This is a genomic window from Flavobacterium sp. 38-13 (assembly GCF_001899155.1).
GTDB lineage: Bacteria > Bacteroidota > Bacteroidia > Flavobacteriales > Flavobacteriaceae > Flavobacterium > Flavobacterium lindanitolerans.
Map to the genome: position 1 here is coordinate 95,034 of NZ_MKVG01000019.1, position 16,929 is coordinate 111,962.

The following is a 16,929-nucleotide window of genomic DNA, read 5'->3' on the forward strand; positions in this document are numbered from 1 at the left end:
ACCACAGATGAATTTAATACGTTTTGCACTTCGCAAACCTATCTCCATATTGGTACTAGTGGCCGGGCTTTTCTTTTTCGGAATTGGGGCCGTTCGTGACGTCAAAGTAGATATTCTGCCAAAAATGAACCTTCCGGTAATTTATCTGGCTCACCCTTTTGGAGGTTATACTCCAAACCAGATGGAATCCTATTTTGCAAAAAACTATGTCAACGTTATGCTTTTTGCCAATGGTGTCAAGTCGATTGAAACCAAAAACATTCAGGGATTGACATTGATGAAAGTGACCTATTATGAGGATACCAACATGGCACAGGCCGCTGCCGAATTAAGTGCGCTTTCCAACAGGATTCAGGCCGCTTTCCCTCCGGGTTCACAACCGCCGTTTATTATCCGCTTTGATGCTTCTTCCCTTCCTGTTGGTCAGTTGGTATTGAGCAGTAAAACGCGTTCAAACAATGAATTACAGGATTTGGCTAACGTGTATGTCCGTGCTTCCTTTACTTCAATTCCCGGATTGCTGTCACCGCCACCATTTGGAGGAAGCCCGCGAACTATTGAAATAAACGTTGACCCGGATTTATTGCGTTCACATAATCTTACCCCTGATCAGATTGTAGATGCTATCCGTATCAACAACCAAACGGCTCCTTCCGGAAACGTAAGGATTGGCGACCAGAACTATATCACGCCAACAAACAATACTATCAAGGAAATTAAGGATTTTGAAAAGATTCCATTATTCAAAGGCGGTATTCAAAACCTGTATCTTGGCGATGTAGCTACCGTAAAAGACGGTGCCGATATTACTGCCGGATATGCTTTGGTTAACGGAAAACGCTCCGTTTATGTGAGTATTGCAAAAGCCGGAGATGCTTCTACCTGGGATGTAGTACAAAAGCTAAAGGCAGATTTGCCAAAAATACAAAGCACGCTTCCGGAAGATGTAAAATTATCCTACGAATTTGACCAGTCTGTTTACGTAATCAATTCCGTAAAAAGTTTGATTACCGAAGGTATTATTGGTGCGGTACTGACTGGATTGATGGTACTTTTATTTTTAGGTGACCGTAGAGCCGCTATTATCGTAATCCTTACCATTCCTATCTCTATCATTTCAGGTGTATTGTTCTTAAAATTATTCGGACAAACCATCAACCTGATGTCCCTCAGCGGATTGGCATTGGCTATTGGAATTCTGGTTGACGAAAGTACGGTGACTATTGAAAACATACACCAGCATCTCGACATGGGAAAACCCAAGGCACTCGCCATTTGGGATGCCTGTAAGGAAATTGCATTGCCAAAACTGCTGATTCTTCTCTGTATTCTTGCTGTTTTTGCCCCTGCATTTACCATGAAAGGAATACCCGGAGCCTTGTTCTTGCCGTTGGCTTTAGCAATTGGTTTCTCCATGATTATTTCCTTCCTGCTATCGCAGACGTTTGTTCCGGTTATGGCAAACTGGCTGATGAAAAGCCATCCTAAACAAAAACATGGTCCGGAAATGACAGATGATGAAGCTGAATTTATTGCTTCAGGACTTACGCCGGAATCAGAAGATGACACATTCAACCAAAAGAAAATATTAGTTGAAAGGAAGGATTTTAATAATGATGGAAAAATCAGTCGTTTTGAACGATTCAGAAATCGGTTTATGCGAATGCTGGAACGCCTGTTCCCGCTTCGAAAACCGGTTGCGCTTTTCTATTTGTTAGGTATCACAGGATTGGCAATACTGCTCCTTAATGTAATTGGACAGGACGTATTTCCTAAAGTCAATTCAAGTCAGTTCCAGATGCGACTTCGTGCTGCCGACGGAACCCGTTTGGAGCGTACGGAAGAAAAAGCCTTAAAAGCTTTAAAAGAACTTGAAAATATGGTAGGCAAAGAACATGTTTCCATCTCTTCGGTTTATGTTGGGCAACACCCTTCCCTCTTTTCCGTATCGCCAATCTATATGTTTACAGCCGGACCGCATGAAGCCGTTTTCCAGATTGGATTGAAAGATTATCATGCCGATATGGATGAATTTAAAGACCAATTCCGCGAAAGGATTAAGAAAATTCTGCCAGACGTGAAGATTTCTTTTGAACCAATCGAACTCACAGATAAGGTATTGAGCCAGGGTTCTCCTACTCCTATTGAAATCCGTATTGCGGGAAAAAATAAAAAGCTGAACGAAGAATATGCCAATAAGATTATTGCCAAGCTAAATAAAATCAGCTATTTCAGAGACGTTCAGATTGCGCAACCTATCAAATATCCGTCATTGGATATTAATATCGACAGGACACGTGCCGCGCAGGTTGGCGTTGATATGAACGAAATATCGCGTTCCTTAATCGCTTCGACTTCATCTTCCCGATATACCGAAAAAAATACCTGGATTGATGAAAAAGCCGGACTGTCTTATAATGTACAGGTACAGGTTCCTTTAAACAAGATGAAAAGCGTTCATGATATGGGCGAAATTCCTTTGCTTAAAAATTCAACAAGGCCTGTCTTGAGCGATGTGGCTACAATCACGCCTTCTTTCACCTATGGAGAAAATGACAATCTAGGTGCCATGCCCTATATTTCTGTAACCGGAAATATTCACCAAACCGATTTGGGAACGGCTTCAAAAGACGTACAGAAAACTATTGCTTCTTTAGGAGAACTGCCTAGAGGTCTGTTTATCGAACCTATCGGATTAAGCAAAGTATTGGGAGAAACCATGAGCAGCCTGCAAGGCGGATTATTGGTTGCCGTTGTTGTTATCTTCCTGATGCTTTCAGCCAATTTCCAATCGTTCCGTATTTCGTTAGTCATCCTGACAACAGTTCCTGCGGTAGTTCTTGGTTCGTTATTGCTTTTGTTAATCACCGGCTCAACGTTAAACCTTCAATCCTATATGGGAATCATCATGTCTGTTGGAGTATCCATTGCCAATGCCGTACTTTTGGTCACAAATGCAGAACAACTTCGGAAACATAACGGTGACGCGCTCCTATCTGCCAGAGAAGCGGCTTCTTTAAGACTTCGCCCTATCCTGATGACCAGCGTTGCCATGATTGCGGGAATGTTGCCAATGGCCATAGGCCATGGTGAAGGAGGTGACCAGGTTTCGCCTTTGGGAAGAGCCGTTATTGGAGGCTTATTATTCTCTACTTTTACGGTGCTGATTATCTTACCTCTGATTTTTGCATGGGTACAAGGTAAAACCTCAACACAATCCGTATCACTGGACCCGGAAGACAAAGAAAGTAAACATTATATATCATCATTACACCCACAAAATGAAAAATAATTTATACAGAACATCGGCCCTATTATTGCTTCTGGCTGTTTTAAACAGCTGTGGCCCGTCAGAAAAGGCTGAAGCCGCACCTGTTGAAGAAACAGTACCTGCTGCTATTGAAACTTTTCAAATCAGCAAAGAAAAATTATCTACAGAACTACGGATTCCCGCAGAACTCACAGGTTTCCAGCAGGTTGATATTTATGCTAAAGTAAGCAGCTTTGTAAAAGAACTGAAAGTAGATATTGGAAGCCAGGTAAAAAAAGGACAGCTTTTAATGGTTTTGGAAGCACCGGAAATCAGTTCCCAACTTGCCGCTTCAGAATCAAGACTCCGCTCTCAGGAAGCGGTCTATATGGCAAGCAACAGCACCTATAAAAGAATTCTGGAAACCAGTAAGGTAGAAGGAACTATTTCCAAAAATGACCTGGAGCAGTCCGAAGCCAGAAAAAATTCGGATTATGCACAGCTACAGGCAGCCAAAGCGTCTTATAAAGAAATCCAGAACATTCAGGGTTATCTGCAAATTCGTGCACCATTTGATGGAGTCGTTGCTGCCCGTAATGTCAATCTTGGCGCTTATGTTGGCCCGGCCGGAAAAGGCTCAGAACTGCCTTTGTTTACATTACAGGAACAAAGCAAACTTCGCCTTTCAGTATATGTTCCTGAAATGTATACAGGCTATTTGAAAAACGGAGATGAGATTAGTTTCAGCGTCAAATCAATGCCGGGACAAACTTTTAAAGCAAAAGTATCCCGTATGTCAGGAGCTTTGGATAGCCGACTGCGTTCAGAACGTGTTGAAATGGATGTTATCAATACTACTAAAAAACTTTTACCGGGCATGGTAGCTGAAGTATTACTGCCACTAAAAGCTCAGGACAGCAATTATGTTATTCCTAAAACTGCATTGGTTACCTCAAGCGAAGGAACATTTGTTTTGGAAGTTGTAGATAATAAAACCGTCAGAAAACAGGTTCAAAAAGGCCGCGAAGTAGAAGACCGTGTGGAAATTTTCGGAGATATTCCCGAAAACGCACAACTGGTCAAACTGGCTTCGGAAGAAATAAAAGACGGAACTCCTGTAAAATAAAATTTCCTCCCCTTCTAAATAACCCTTTGGCTTCCGGAATCATTTTCGGGAGCCTTTTTTATAATTTTAGTATCACAAAACCTTATCGTCTTAGCGCATTTGCGAGCAATTATTTTCACACAAAGACGCAAAGGCGCTAAAATAAACTTATCGAGATTTATTACAAAAGCTTATCCTAAATAATCGCTTTTATTTCTTAAATTCGTAATTGTTCTATCCCAAAGCATGACCGACCTCTTTAAAAAATACATTATTGATACCCAATGCGCCACTGAAAGTCAATATGAAGAAGTGGAGCATCTTGTCCATCCTGTCAATATAGCAAAAGGGCAGTTACTATTACAGGAAGGCGAAATCTGCGACAAGGCCTATTTTGTTTGCAAAGGCATTCTTCGCTCCTATACTTTGGATGAATCCGGCAAAGAGCACACCATCCAATTTGCTCCGGAAAACTGGATTATTGCAGACAGAAGCAGTTTTTATTTTCACGAACCTTCAGAAATGTATATCGATGCTTTGGAAAACACCGAAGCGGTTTATGTACAAAAAGAATTTTTCGACATTGCTGCAAAAAAGTTTGAAAATTTTACAAAAGTCAATACGCTTGCACTCCATAACAATATCAGGCATATGGAAAAAAGAATCAATTATCTTTTAAGTGCATCGGCAGAAAAAAGATATTTGAAATTCATTGAAACCTATCGTGATTTATCACTCAGGGTTCCACAACTGCTCATTGCCTCCTACCTGGGTATTACTCCGGAAGGTTTAAGCCGCGTCAGAAAAGAACTGGCAAATAAAAACTTCAACAGAGATTAGCCGTTATCCATTTCTTAACCTAGGTTAAGAGCCATGATTTTGATACTGTCTACCTTTACAGTAATAAAAAACATACAATCATGGACTATACAATCACACATAATGAAAGCCGTAAACGATTCGAAATCAGTTTGGATGGAAAGACGGCCTATGTAAAATACGAACTATTTGATGGAGGCATTGCCTATATGCACACTATTGTTCCTGCTGAACTGGAAGGTAAAGGAATAGCTTCTGCCCTAGCAAAATATGTCCTCGACTATGCAAAGAATAACGGACTGAAAGTAAAACCTTATTGTCCGTTTATTAATGCTTATATCGACAGGCATCCTGAATATCAGGAAAATTCACTTTTTCACACTAAACATTGAGTATCATGACAACAAAAAAAATAGAACGTATAATTGCACCACCAGCTCCGCATATGGTTGGGGATGGTTTTAGAGTACATAATTTTATTCCGTCTGCATATGGTTTGAGTATGCAACGCATGAGTCCTTTTATTATGATGGACTATAATTCTAAATTTTACTTTCCTCCTACGCAGGAATTAAGAGGCGTTGGCGTACATCCGCACAGAGGGTTTGAAACCGTAACTATTGCCTATAAAGGAAAAGTAGCGCATCATGACAGTGCCGGCAACAGCGGTGTTATTGGCGAAGGTGACGTGCAATGGATGACCGCGGCATCGGGAATTCTTCACAAAGAATATCATGAAGAGCAATTCAGTAAAGAAGGCGGGGAGTTCCAAATGGTACAGCTTTGGGTAAACTTACCGGCAAAAGATAAAATGTCGGCTCCAAAATATCAGGGAATCACAAACGATGCTATTAACAAATTCCGGTTGCCAAATGACGAAGGGCTAGTAGAAGTAATTGCAGGAACCTATAACGGTACTTCCGGAACTGCCTCTACATTTACTCCCGTAAATCTGTTGAATGCTAAACTGAATAAAGGAGCCTCCGCTTCATTTGATTTTCCGGCTTCCTATAATACGGCATTGCTTGTATTGGAAGGAAGCATCAAAGTCAATGGTGAAGATAAAGTCGCTACAGATCATTTTGTATTATTTGCCAATGAAGGCGAAGAATTTATGATTGAAGCATTAGAAAATGCTGTAGTATTGGTTTTGGGCGGAGAACCAATTAATGAACCTATAGCCGCACATGGTCCGTTTGTAATGAACACACAACAGGAAATAATTCAGGCCTTTAATGATTTTAATATCGGCCGTTTTGGATATCTTGAATAAAAAGAAGCCCGAACTTAGTTGTTCGGGCTTTATTTTTGCTTAAAATTCCGTCTCAATTCCTATATATTCCTGATTCCCATTAATCCAATAGCGTGAAATATAGTTTTCGTCCTCCTCAAGGCATTGAATGGCCTTATCAATTATCAGGGCATCATAAATCTTATAATCCTGTACCTGGTGTTCATCCAGAATAAGAATAACCTCAAAAAAGGTGGCCGGTTCTTCTTTTATATTGTCCGGAGTATCTGACTGGCTTTCAATATCGCAGAACGATTCCACCTTATACAATTCGGCTTTCCCCGATTTAAGGCAGTCTATTATCCTCTCAATGATGTCTCTCGTTGTCTCATCATCAAGGTTTTTACCTGCAATTTTTAATCTCTCCGGCATCTTAAATTGGCACATTGCGACCATTGTAATCTTTTTTAAATTTATTTTCAGCTTTTATAAATTTCGGCTATTTCTGCCAAAAAACCATTATACAATTGTCGCTATGATTTACAGATTTCATTACGTTAAAGTATAGCCAAACCCATTCATTTAGAATTACATTTTCTATCTTTGGTAAACAAACTAATTTGAATCTTGCTTGTAATTAATTTTAAATCAAAAATTTAGTATTAAGTATGAGACTATTCGAAGAAAAGATTAACATTGTATTGGCTGATGATGACAGGGATGAATGTGAATTATTTAAAGAGGCAGTTAGCGAAATCAATGAGAATTACAATCTTATTTTTTTCTCTAACGGAAAAGAACTTATGGACTACCTGAACGACAATGAAATCCATAATCCCGACATCATCTTTTTAGACCTCAATATGCCTTTTATGTCAGGAGTAGACTGTTTGAGACAAATACGTGCCGACGAAAAATATTCTGACACCGCAATTGCCATTTATTCCACCTCATCTTCTGACCAGGACCAGGAAGACACCTTTACATTAGGGGCTAATGTTTATATAAAAAAGCCAAGCGATTATGCTGCCATGAAAAAAATACTCCAGCATATTTTCAAAACCTACTGGCAATACCATACGTCAGACATGAACAGAGAAACTTTCCTGATTTCTGTTTAGTATTTGCAAAGGAATAAAATTCAAACATTTTAAAATAATGGAAAAGCCGGCTTTAAAACAAGCCGGCTTTTTTTATAAATAGAGAAATTGTTTGTTTTATGCAGAACGATAAACAGAAGGTGCCACCTGCATCTGTTTCTTGAAAAAATTATTAAAATGAGCCGGTTCTTCAAAACCCAGACAATAACTGATTTCCGAAATGTTCCAGTCTGTATGCTTTAGCAAGGCTTGCGCTTCATTAACCAATCGCTGTGAAATCAAATCGGTTGTGGTTTTTCCGGTAGTCATCTTAATGGCACGGTTCAGGTGATTCACATGAACGTAGAGTTTTTCGGCAAAATCTTTAGCGGAACGAAGCGTAAACCGTTGCGATGGCGATTCTATAGGAAACTGCCTTTCCAGCAATTCCGTAAAAACCGAAGTTATTCTGGAATTTGCATCCGGATGTTGGTATAGTTTTTCAGACGGCTCAATTTTCATCGCACTATGAATCATTTCCGTAACATAATTGCGAATCAAATCATATTTATAGACATAATCCGAATTGATTTCGTTAATCATCCTCTGGAAAATATCACTAATTTGTTTGTCCTGCTCTTCATTAAGAATATAAGCCGGCTTGCCTCCTATTTTGAACATGGGCAGACTGGAAATGCTGTTTCGTAATGACTCCGTAAAAAAGGCTTCTTTAAAAATACAGAAAAAGCCTGAACGGTCGTCAGACAACGATTCAACAGTATAAGGCACCTGCGGATTGAAAAAAATAAGTGCGGAACCGTTAACTTCAAGGCTTTTATCGGCATAATGGAAAACATTTTTTCCTCTTGCCAGGCTAATTTTATAAAAATCTCTTCTTGTATAACTTATCGGGACATATACATCATTTTTATAACAGTCTTCAGCTCTGATAACATTAAAGTACCCCAACCCTTGCTGTAAATCCTCAGGTAGGTAATTGAGCTTTTGTTTATAAAAATCTTCTATCGTTTCGGTCTTCGGCATAATTTTATTTTTTAGGAACCAGCCTTTTTACAGGCTGGTTGTATATTGTAAGTTTCAATTGTAAAATTCAAATACGGCTATCATTCCTGAAAGTCGGTTGAAAGTGTGGTATCTTTCCAATCTTCTAACATTTGTGTTAGCGTTCCTAATTTTGCTGACGCTCTTCTGTAAGCATCACTTCCAAGATATAATCTTACAGGAGGATTATCGCTTTCAGCCAGATGAATCATCACTTCTGCTGCTTTTTCAGGGTCGCCTAGCTGATTGCCATTCATTTTATGGAACTTATCGTGTGATGCATGAACCTCTTCATAATCTTCTATTGAATTCTCAGCGAACACCAGCGATTCTTTTGTCAAAAACTGCGTTCGGAAAGCTCCCGGGGCGATAGCCGTAACTTTGGTACCAAGTTGTCTTACATCATCTGCCAATGATTCTGACAAACCAATGATAGCGTGTTTGGCCGCCGCATAAATAGACCATCCCGTGGCAGGTGCAAATCCGGCTATAGAAGAAATATTGATAATATATCCGGAACGTTGTGCTCTTAGATAAGGCATGGCATATTTGATGACATTGATGGTTCCGAAAACGTTGATATTAAAAGCCTCCGAAATTTCTTCCTGCGACAATTCTTCAATAGTACCTCCTATGCCGTAACCGGCATTGTTCACAATCACATCAATCTTTCCATAAACTTCCTGTGTTCTCCTAATAGATTCAGCTACAGATTGTTCATCTACCAAATCTACTTCCAAAGGTAAGAAATTTTCTGAATTTCCTGCACCAACAGCTTCACTCAAAGTAGCAGCATTTCTTGATGTTGCGGCAACTTTATAACCTGTTGCAAGTAATTTTTTTACTAAGGTAAGTCCCAGTCCTTTTGAAGCTCCTGTTACATACCAGATTTTATCTGTTTTCATATTTTTTTCGTTTAATTAATAATAAATAAGGCTTGCGTCGTAAAAGAATTTAGTTGTCGAATCCGGTAGCTGCGGCATACTCCCGAACTGCTTCCATATTTTCTTTTACTGATTGTATTTTGACTTCTGCCATTGCATAAGCATCCTGTCCTAAAAACAAATGCACCGGAGGATTTTGCATTTCGGCTGTTCTGATAAAAGCTAAGGCTGCTTTATGCGGGTCACCAGGCTGATTGCCATTGATTTCGTTTTCATGTGCAGATTGGACATCTCTAACCGTTTTGTATTCCTGGAGTTGATTTTTAGGAACACTCAATGAGGAATCTTTCAGGAAATCTGTCCTAAAATAACCCGGAGAAACAATAGTTGCTTTTATTCCGAAAGGTTTTACTTCTTCTGCCAACGACTCTGTAAATCCCTGAACAGCGAACTTGGTTGCACAATAGATTCCAAAGCCGGGAAAAGCTCCTGTGAATCCTCCAATAGAAGAAACATTAAAAATATGTCCTGATTGTTGCTTTCTCAAATAAGGCAATACTTTTCGGATAACATTTAAAGAACCGAAAACGTTGACATCAAAGTTTTGTCTTGCTTCAACATCAGTAAGCTCTTCCAAAGCTCCTGCAAGACCGTAACCTGCATTATTAACAATAACATCAACTCTACCAAATTGGGCTACAGTTGCCTGTATGCTTTTTTCGATACTCTCTTCACTAAGAAGATTTACCTGCAAAGGCAGAAAATTATCCGCATCACCTATAGCTTTTTTAAGTTCTTCTATACTTCTTGATGTGGCCGCCACTTTTTTACCTTCATTTAGTAACTGTTTCACCAGAGCCAGTCCCAGGCCTTTTGATGCTCCAGTAATATACCAAACTTTCTGATTTGAATTTTCCATGATTTAGTTTTTTAAAAAGATTAATGATTCTGTTTGAATTTGATAAGGCAAAATTATTGGCAAAGTGGAACACAGTTATTGCGCAGAGCAAAGCAAAAATTGCAAAATTCAAACAATTCTTAATTTCAGGTGGATTGTACTAAGTAAAAAGTAAATGGCTCGCTTTAAGATCTCATAATAAACTTTGCGCTTTGGCGACTTTGCGAGCAACAATTTCACGCAAAGTCGCCAAGACGCAAAAGCTAGATTATTAAACGCTTTCAATGAGCGATTAAAACTTTAATCAAAAATTAACAAATAATACCAATCGGTATATTTATCTTTGCCATGAAATTTTATCATATCATGGGCAAGGCAGAAAAAACCCGTTCCTATATTATAGAGAAAACAGCACCAATCTTTAATATTAAAGGTTATGCCGGTACGTCTATGAATGATATTACAGAAGCAACAGGCCTAACCAAAGGCAGCATTTATGGAAATTTCAAAAATAAAGACGAAGTAGCCCTGGAAGTTTTCGAGTATAACAAAAAGAAAATGCAGGACTTTTTTGCATTGGAAATCAGCAGGAAGAAAACCTATAAAGACAAACTACTCACTTTTCCTGAACTGTACAACCATGTTTTTAACGGGCATTTTATTGATGGCGGTTGCCCTATAATGAATACGGCAATTGAAGCAGACGATACCCATCCAATGCTCAAAGAGGCCGCTAAGAAAGCACTCTTAAATTGGAAAGAGAATCTGGCCAGCCTTATTCAAAAAGGAATTGACAGCAAAGAATTTAAACCGGAAACTAATCCTGAAGAAGCCGCCCTGCTAATGCTTTCTATTATTGAAGGAACCGTAATGATATCAAAACTTACCGGAAAAACGAATTACCTGAAGTCTCTGATGCATTCCTTACGCAAAATCATAAACGACTTATAAATTTTTTTTAATCAAAAATATACCGAATGGTATAAAACAAATTATTACTAAAATGAAAACAAGCAAAAACACAATCTTAATAACTGGCGGAGGCTCTGGAATTGGGTTTGAATTCGCCAAAATATTCTCTGAAAATGACAATCAGGTCATTATTACAGGAAGAAATGAGGAAAAATTAAACAAAGCTGCAGCTTTGCTTAAAAACACGACAGCTATAGTTGCTGATATTACCCGTGAGGAAGATATTGACAAACTGGTGCAAACAATCACAAAACAATATTCAAGCCTGAACGTGCTCATAAATAATGCCGGTAATGCTTCTTATTACGATGTTTTGGTTTCGGGTACCGATGCATTCACAAAGGCATCGGATGAAATCAATACGAACTACCTTTCAATCGTAAGACTTACAGAAAGACTGTTACCCCTACTCAACTCCCAGGAAGAAGCAGCCATTGTCAATGTTTCATCGATTGTAGCTTTGGTTCCAAACAAAACCCTGATTACTTATTCTGCCAGCAAGGCTGCCTTGCATTCCTACACCCAATCCTTACGAATTGCTTTAGACAGGAGCCCTTATGCAACCCAGGTTTATGAAATAATGCCACCATTGGTGAATACTGAATTTTCAAAAGAAATAGGTGGTGAAAACGGAATCAGTCCTGAAGTTGTAGCCCGGGATTTATTGCGTGCCATTGGGGAAAACCAATATGAAATCCATGTTGGGCAGACATCTTACATTTATGAATTGTCACTCACTTCCCCTAAAGATGCTTTACTGACGATGAATTCCCAATCTTAAAGAACACTATGAATAAGGATGCCTTTAATTTTTTAAAACAGCATATTGGCAAAGAAGTCACACAATCGCCATCGCCATTTATGAATTGGCTAAAGCCAAAAATGATTGCCGTCACAGAAGGAAGTCTTTCTTTTGAATATACAGTCAGAAAAGAAATGACCAATCCTTTTGGAACGCTTCATGGCGGTGTTATAGGTGCTATAATTGATGATGCCATAGGCGCCACACTAATTTCTTATGGCGAACCTAATTTCTATGTCACCATTAATAATGTAATCGATTATTTCGCTTCCGGCAGAGAAAACGACATCATTATTGCCACAACCGCCATCAATAAAAAGGGAAAAACTATTGTAAATGCCCAGTGCGAAATCTGGAATAGCGATAAGACAAAAATGCTGGCTAAAGGCTATACCAACCTGCTAAAAACAGAAATAAAATGAAACGAGTAGTAATAACAGGCTTAGGAGCCATCACTCCATTAGGAAATTCTATTGACGAATTCTGGGATAATATTGTTGCCGGGAAAAGCGGCGCGGGATTACTGACCAAATTTGATACCTCAAAATTCAAGACGCAATTTGGATGTGAAGTAAAAAACTTCAATCCGGAAGAATATATGGACAGGAAAGAAAGCAGAAAATATGACCTGTTTACGCAATATGCCGTTGCGGCTTCGGAACAGGCTATCAAAGACTCCGGATTGGACTTTGAATCCATGTCTCAAAAAGAGCGTTCAGAGATTGGCGTTATTTGGGCATCCGGAAACGGAGGTATTTCCACTTTTGAAGAGCAGTTAAAAGAATTCTTTACAGGTGACGGGACACCTCATTTCAATCCGTTCTTTATTCCAAAAATGATTGTAGACATTGCAGCCGGGGTGATTTCAATCCGGCACAAACTGCATGGTCCTAATTATGCAACTGTTTCAGCTTGCGCCTCCAGCAATACGGCACTAATCAATGCTTTTGACACCATTCGTTTGGGCAAAGCTAAAATCATGATTGCCGGCGGCTCTGAAGCAGCCATTACAGCAGCTTCTGTTGGTGGTTTTAACGCATCACAGGCATTATCAAAAAGAAATGAGGAACCGGAAAAAGCTTCCCGTCCATTTGACAAAAACCGTGATGGATTTGTAATTGGCGAAGGTGCCGGAGCCCTTATTCTTGAAGATTTGGATTATGCCATAGCCAGAGGTGCGACCATCTATGCCGAAATAGTTGGTGGTGGTATGGCAGCAGACGCCTACCATCTGACAGGAACTCCTGAAAATGGATTTGGTGCGGCTTTGGGCATGCAGAAAGCCTTAAAAGAAGCCGGAATAACAGCCAAAGAAGTAGATTATGTTAATGCTCATGCTACCTCAACCCCTCAGGGTGATAGCAGTGAACTGACCGCCATTCGGGAAGTTTTTGGAAATCATCCGGTGGCTATTAGCGCCACCAAATCAATGACCGGGCATTTATTAGGAGCAGCCGGAGCCGTTGAAAGCATTATCACGGTTTTAGCTCTAAAAAATGATATCATTCCTCCAACAATCAATACGACAGAAATTGATGAAGCCATGACCGACCTGAATATTGTTTTGGGCAATTCTGTACGCAAAAAAGTGAATTATGCCCTAAACAATACTTTTGGTTTTGGAGGCCATACAGCCAGTACCGTTTTCAAAAAATATACGGATGAATAACTGCCGGTTAAGGCTTTTTTTCTAAAAACAGGTCATTCATTTCATCATCAACAGGAGAAACTTCAAGTTTTTCCTGTTCTTTCATTCTGTCTGTAAAAAGGATTCCGTTAAGATGGTCGGTTTCGTGTTGGAAGATAACTGCGGTAAAACCTTCAATGACTTCTTCGTGTTTCTTTCCCGTTTTATCCTGATAGGTCAGTTTGATGCTATAATTTCTATAAACATTACCACTGATGTCCGGAATGGAAAGGCAACCTTCCATTCCTTTTCGCAACATCGACGACCTCCATATTATTTTTGGGTTCAGATACAGCTCAAAAGGCTCGCCTTCTTTATCAAAACGCTGCACCCAGATTACATTCCTGTTAATTCCCACCTGCGGTGCTGCAATTCCTATTCCCGGATTTGCAGGGTCGCGCATTGCCAGAAACATTCTCTCTGCCAATAATGGAAGTAGCTTGTCATCAGGGTCAATATCGGTAGAAACTGATTGGAGTATTTTTAATTCCTTCTCATCAGTAATCTGGATTACCTTGAGCATTGTTTTTGTATCCCCGGACTGAATCAGGCTTCTCTCCGACTTCGTAAAATGCTGTGCTGAAACTCCAAGTCCCAGAAACAAAAACACAAATAGCATGATTCTCTTTCCCATCATAAAAGATATACTTACTTTCTAATTAACAATAGCTGACAAAAAGAATAAAAAAAACAAACCTATAAAGAAAAGGGAACCTAATGACAATCCAATAATAGCGCAAACCCTTCCAGCACTTAAATTAGGATAACCATCATATTCGCCCGGATTTTCCCGATGCAATTGCATATCATTTCTTGCAATCACCAGTGCAATGATTCCCAGCACAATCCCGAAAAAGCCATAACAAAATGCGGCTATTATTGACATAATTCCTAAAATAAGTACGGTCACTGCATTAGGAAGCTGTTTTCTGTAATAAAGTTTTCTGTACGGTTCCGCCCTTAATGGTTCCGGTCTTGGTGGTTCGGGTCTACCCGACTCCGGCCAGTGCGATTCTGGCCCAAAATTCCCATGTGATTGGTCTTCCATTGCTTAGATTCCTGCTATTACTTTAATTTCTTCTATAATTCTCAAGGCCAAAGCATCTGCTTCTGCCTGACTTTTTGCTTCAGTATAAATTCTGATGATAGGCTCTGTATTTGATTTTCTTAAATGCACCCAGTTTTGAGGAAAATCGATTTTTACCCCATCAATTGTCGAAATATTTTCTGATTTGTATTTATCAGTCATAGCTGTTAAAATAGCATCAACATCAATCTGTGGTGTCAGTTCGATTTTGTTCTTGCTCATGAAATATTCCGGATAAGAAGCTCTCAACTCAGAAACTTTCATCTTTTTATTTGCCAGATGCGTCAGGAACAACGCAATTCCAACGATAGAATCGCGACCATAATGAAGTTCCGGATAAATAATTCCTCCGTTTCCTTCACCTCCAATAACCGCATTATTTTTCTTCATTAACTCTACTACATTGACTTCGCCAACAGCACTTGCTTCATATGTTCCCCCGTGATTATTGGTCACATCACTCAAAGCACGTGAGGATGACATGTTGGAAACCGTATTACCGGGTGTCTTGCTTAAAACATAATCTGCAACGGCAACCAATGTATATTCTTCCCCAAACATTTCTCCATCTTCAGAAATAAAAGCCAAACGGTCAACATCAGGGTCAACTACAATTCCAAAATCGGCTTTTTCGCTTACAACTAATTGTGAAATGTCTGTCAGGTGTTCTTTTAAAGGTTCCGGATTGTGCGGAAAATGTCCGTTGGGCTCACAATACAGTTTAACGACCTCAACCCCCATTAATTCCAGTAATTTAGGCACAATGATACCTCCCGAAGAATTCACGCCGTCAACCACCACTTTGAATTTGGCTTCTTTCACGGCTTCAACATCCACCAAAGGAAGCTCTAGCACCTCATCAATATGAATATCCATGTAAGCGTCATTTGGAATAATTTCCCCCAGGCTGTCTACATCCGAAAAATCAAATGCTTCCCTTTCGGCAATATCTAAAATCTTCGCACCTTCGGCACCGCTCAGGAATTCCCCTTTTTCGTTTAATAATTTCAACGCATTCCATTGCTTTGGATTGTGGCTGGCGGTCAGGATGATTCCTCCGTCTGCTTTTTCCAACGGAACGGCTACCTCAACAGTTGGCGTTGTTGATAATCCCAAATCAATAACATCAATTCCCAATCCGATTAGCGTATTCACCACCAGATTATGAATCATAGGTCCGGAAATTCTGGCATCGCGGCCAATTACTACAGTCAGTTTTTCTTTCTTTGAGTAATTCTTCAGCCAGGTTCCATAAGCCGATGCAAATTTTACAGCGTCAACCGGAGTCAGGTTATCTCCTACTTTACCTCCGATGGTGCCTCGGATTCCTGATATTGATTTGATTAAAGTCATATTAAGGTTTGATTTTTTGTTTCAGAATTTAAATTGTTAGCAAATATATGAATTGCCATTTAAGTAATATAAAATTCCTAAATTAGGCGAATGAATTTTCTAGCCCATATTTATCTCTCAGGCAATAACGACTTCATGAAAATAGGCGGTTTCATGGCTGATGGCGTACGTGGAAAAGATTACGAGCATTTCCCGGACGATATCCGAAAAGGAATCCTGCTGCATCGTGCTATAGATACTTTTACAGATGCACATGCCGTTTTTAGAATCAGCAAGCACCGGCTTCATGAACGATATGGCCACTATTCCGGAGTAATTATCGATGTTTTTTATGACCATTTTTTAGCCAAAAACTGGCAGGACTATTCGGATGAAAAGCTGGATGTTTTTGTACAAAACTTTTACCAGTCTCTGGAAGACAATTTTGATATGCTTACTCCAAAAGTCCAAAACATGCTACCGCACATGGAACGAGGCAACTGGCTTTGGAATTACCAGTTTGTTGACGGTATAGGAACTATTTTATCACAAATGGACCGACGTACAAAAAACACTTCAAAAATGGGTGAATCTGTGCAAGAACTGGAACAATTCTACAAAGAATTTGAACAGGAATTCACTTTGTTTTTTAAGGAACTTCGGGAATTCGTAGCCGAGAAAATTAAAACTTTATAATACTTTTATCAATAAAATTTTAACA

General features: G+C 39.4%; 18 protein-coding genes. 11 read left to right on the top strand and 7 right to left on the bottom strand.

Features of this window, described 5'->3' with window-relative positions; all coding sequences use genetic code 11:
• Positions 1 to 7: 7 nt before the first annotated feature.
• From BGO88_RS13695 to BGO88_RS13715, 5 genes are all read left to right on the top strand, one after another.
• Complete coding sequence (locus tag BGO88_RS13695) at positions 8 to 3,292, top strand: efflux RND transporter permease subunit (RefSeq protein WP_056066314.1); 3,285 nt, start codon at positions 8 to 10, stop codon at positions 3,290 to 3,292.
• Positions 3,282 to 4,376, top strand: coding sequence for an efflux RND transporter periplasmic adaptor subunit (locus BGO88_RS13700; RefSeq protein WP_286707241.1), 1,095 nt, complete (start codon positions 3,282 to 3,284; stop codon positions 4,374 to 4,376). Before BGO88_RS13695 ends, BGO88_RS13700 begins: the two co-directional genes overlap by 11 nt.
• Before the next feature lie 225 nt (positions 4,377 to 4,601).
• Positions 4,602 to 5,195, top strand: coding sequence for a Crp/Fnr family transcriptional regulator (locus BGO88_RS13705; RefSeq protein WP_101472155.1), 594 nt, complete (start codon positions 4,602 to 4,604; stop codon positions 5,193 to 5,195).
• Positions 5,196 to 5,275: 80 nt separating this feature from the next.
• Positions 5,276 to 5,566: a GNAT family N-acetyltransferase gene (locus tag BGO88_RS13710; RefSeq protein WP_101472156.1), complete on the top strand. Its 291-nt coding sequence runs from the start codon at positions 5,276 to 5,278 to the stop codon at positions 5,564 to 5,566.
• 5 nt (positions 5,567 to 5,571) lie between these two features.
• Positions 5,572 to 6,447: a pirin family protein gene (locus BGO88_RS13715; RefSeq protein WP_286707242.1), complete on the top strand. Its 876-nt coding sequence runs from the start codon at positions 5,572 to 5,574 to the stop codon at positions 6,445 to 6,447.
• A gap of 39 nt (positions 6,448 to 6,486) precedes the next feature.
• Here the strand turns inward: BGO88_RS13715 and BGO88_RS13720 are convergent, their stop codons facing one another.
• Positions 6,487 to 6,837, bottom strand: a complete 351-nt coding sequence (locus BGO88_RS13720; protein WP_286707243.1) for a hypothetical protein — start codon at positions 6,835 to 6,837, stop codon at positions 6,487 to 6,489.
• 236 nt (positions 6,838 to 7,073) lie between these two features.
• Here BGO88_RS13720 and BGO88_RS13725 point away from each other — a divergent pair, with 236 nt between their 5' ends.
• Positions 7,074 to 7,526 carry a response regulator gene (locus BGO88_RS13725; RefSeq protein WP_056066298.1) on the top strand — a complete coding sequence of 151 codons (453 nt, stop codon included), beginning with the start codon at positions 7,074 to 7,076 and terminating at the stop codon, positions 7,524 to 7,526.
• Between the two features lie 96 nt (positions 7,527 to 7,622).
• On the opposite strand, the gene BGO88_RS13730 is transcribed toward BGO88_RS13725, so the two are convergent.
• From BGO88_RS13730 to BGO88_RS13740, 3 genes are all read right to left on the bottom strand, one after another.
• Complete coding sequence (locus tag BGO88_RS13730; protein ID WP_056066295.1) at positions 7,623 to 8,528, bottom strand: AraC family transcriptional regulator; 906 nt, start codon at positions 8,526 to 8,528, stop codon at positions 7,623 to 7,625.
• Between the two features lie 80 nt (positions 8,529 to 8,608).
• Positions 8,609 to 9,451: an SDR family NAD(P)-dependent oxidoreductase gene (locus BGO88_RS13735; RefSeq protein ID WP_286707244.1), complete on the bottom strand. Its 843-nt coding sequence runs from the start codon at positions 9,449 to 9,451 to the stop codon at positions 8,609 to 8,611.
• Between the two features lie 49 nt (positions 9,452 to 9,500).
• Positions 9,501 to 10,349 carry an SDR family oxidoreductase gene (locus BGO88_RS13740; RefSeq protein WP_056066289.1) on the bottom strand — a complete coding sequence of 283 codons (849 nt, stop codon included), beginning with the start codon at positions 10,347 to 10,349 and terminating at the stop codon, positions 9,501 to 9,503.
• 327 nt (positions 10,350 to 10,676) lie between these two features.
• Here BGO88_RS13740 and BGO88_RS13745 point away from each other — a divergent pair, with 327 nt between their 5' ends.
• Genes BGO88_RS13745 through fabF form a run of 4 tightly spaced genes read left to right on the top strand, consistent with a single transcriptional unit; the run spans position 10,677 to position 13,771 of the window.
• Positions 10,677 to 11,279: a TetR/AcrR family transcriptional regulator gene (locus BGO88_RS13745; protein ID WP_273238824.1), complete on the top strand. Its 603-nt coding sequence runs from the start codon at positions 10,677 to 10,679 to the stop codon at positions 11,277 to 11,279.
• A gap of 52 nt (positions 11,280 to 11,331) precedes the next feature.
• Positions 11,332 to 12,081 (top strand): SDR family oxidoreductase, encoded by a 750-nt coding sequence (locus BGO88_RS13750; protein WP_286707245.1) that lies wholly within the window; start codon positions 11,332 to 11,334, stop codon positions 12,079 to 12,081.
• A gap of 8 nt (positions 12,082 to 12,089) precedes the next feature.
• Positions 12,090 to 12,524: a PaaI family thioesterase gene (locus BGO88_RS13755; protein WP_056066281.1), complete on the top strand. Its 435-nt coding sequence runs from the start codon at positions 12,090 to 12,092 to the stop codon at positions 12,522 to 12,524.
• Positions 12,521 to 13,771, top strand: a complete 1,251-nt coding sequence (gene fabF, locus BGO88_RS13760) for a beta-ketoacyl-ACP synthase II (RefSeq protein ID WP_286707246.1) — start codon at positions 12,521 to 12,523, stop codon at positions 13,769 to 13,771. The genes BGO88_RS13755 and fabF overlap by 4 nt, the downstream gene beginning before the upstream one ends.
• Before the next feature lie 7 nt (positions 13,772 to 13,778).
• Here fabF and def read toward each other — a convergent pair whose 3' ends face one another.
• From def to glmM, 3 genes are read right to left on the bottom strand one after another with little or no spacing between them, the layout of a single operon-like run.
• On the bottom strand, positions 13,779 to 14,426 hold the full coding sequence (gene def, locus BGO88_RS13765; protein WP_343624218.1) for a peptide deformylase: 648 nt from the start codon (positions 14,424 to 14,426) through the stop codon (positions 13,779 to 13,781).
• Between the two features lie 18 nt (positions 14,427 to 14,444).
• A complete protein-coding gene (locus tag BGO88_RS13770; protein ID WP_101472164.1) occupies positions 14,445 to 14,837 on the bottom strand; it encodes a CCC motif membrane protein in 393 nt (130 codons plus the stop codon).
• Between the two features lie 3 nt (positions 14,838 to 14,840).
• Positions 14,841 to 16,229 (bottom strand): phosphoglucosamine mutase, encoded by a 1,389-nt coding sequence (gene glmM / locus BGO88_RS13775; RefSeq protein ID WP_101472165.1) that lies wholly within the window; start codon positions 16,227 to 16,229, stop codon positions 14,841 to 14,843.
• 90 nt (positions 16,230 to 16,319) lie between these two features.
• Here glmM and BGO88_RS13780 point away from each other — a divergent pair, with 90 nt between their 5' ends.
• On the top strand, positions 16,320 to 16,904 hold the full coding sequence (locus BGO88_RS13780; protein ID WP_101472166.1) for an acyl carrier protein phosphodiesterase: 585 nt from the start codon (positions 16,320 to 16,322) through the stop codon (positions 16,902 to 16,904).
• The last annotated feature ends 25 nt before the right edge of the window (positions 16,905 to 16,929 follow it).

Excerpts from the sequence above, each read along its gene's own strand:
- BGO88_RS13695 (WP_056066314.1), top strand. The coding sequence starts at position 8 with ATGAATTTAATACGTTTTGCACTTCGCAAACCTATCTCCATATTGGTA.
- BGO88_RS13780 (WP_101472166.1), top strand. The coding sequence starts at position 16,320 with ATGAATTTTCTAGCCCATATTTATCTCTCAGGCAATAACGACTTCATG.
- BGO88_RS13715 (WP_286707242.1), top strand. The coding sequence starts at position 5,572 with ATGACAACAAAAAAAATAGAACGTATAATTGCACCACCAGCTCCGCAT.
- BGO88_RS13755 (WP_056066281.1), top strand. The coding sequence starts at position 12,090 with ATGAATAAGGATGCCTTTAATTTTTTAAAACAGCATATTGGCAAAGAA.
- BGO88_RS13730 (WP_056066295.1), bottom strand. The coding sequence starts at position 8,528 with ATGCCGAAGACCGAAACGATAGAAGATTTTTATAAACAAAAGCTCAAT.
- def (WP_343624218.1), bottom strand. The coding sequence starts at position 14,426 with ATGATGGGAAAGAGAATCATGCTATTTGTGTTTTTGTTTCTGGGACTT.
- fabF (WP_286707246.1), top strand. The coding sequence starts at position 12,521 with ATGAAACGAGTAGTAATAACAGGCTTAGGAGCCATCACTCCATTAGGA.
- glmM (WP_101472165.1), bottom strand. The coding sequence starts at position 16,229 with ATGACTTTAATCAAATCAATATCAGGAATCCGAGGCACCATCGGAGGT.
- BGO88_RS13700 (WP_286707241.1), top strand. The coding sequence starts at position 3,282 with ATGAAAAATAATTTATACAGAACATCGGCCCTATTATTGCTTCTGGCT.
- BGO88_RS13770 (WP_101472164.1), bottom strand. The coding sequence starts at position 14,837 with ATGGAAGACCAATCACATGGGAATTTTGGGCCAGAATCGCACTGGCCG.
- BGO88_RS13750 (WP_286707245.1), top strand. The coding sequence starts at position 11,332 with ATGAAAACAAGCAAAAACACAATCTTAATAACTGGCGGAGGCTCTGGA.
- BGO88_RS13735 (WP_286707244.1), bottom strand. The coding sequence starts at position 9,451 with ATGAAAACAGATAAAATCTGGTATGTAACAGGAGCTTCAAAAGGACTG.
- BGO88_RS13720 (WP_286707243.1), bottom strand. The coding sequence starts at position 6,837 with ATGCCGGAGAGATTAAAAATTGCAGGTAAAAACCTTGATGATGAGACA.
- BGO88_RS13725 (WP_056066298.1), top strand. The coding sequence starts at position 7,074 with ATGAGACTATTCGAAGAAAAGATTAACATTGTATTGGCTGATGATGAC.
- BGO88_RS13710 (WP_101472156.1), top strand. The coding sequence starts at position 5,276 with ATGGACTATACAATCACACATAATGAAAGCCGTAAACGATTCGAAATC.
- BGO88_RS13745 (WP_273238824.1), top strand. The coding sequence starts at position 10,677 with ATGAAATTTTATCATATCATGGGCAAGGCAGAAAAAACCCGTTCCTAT.
- BGO88_RS13705 (WP_101472155.1), top strand. The coding sequence starts at position 4,602 with ATGACCGACCTCTTTAAAAAATACATTATTGATACCCAATGCGCCACT.
- BGO88_RS13740 (WP_056066289.1), bottom strand. The coding sequence starts at position 10,349 with ATGGAAAATTCAAATCAGAAAGTTTGGTATATTACTGGAGCATCAAAA.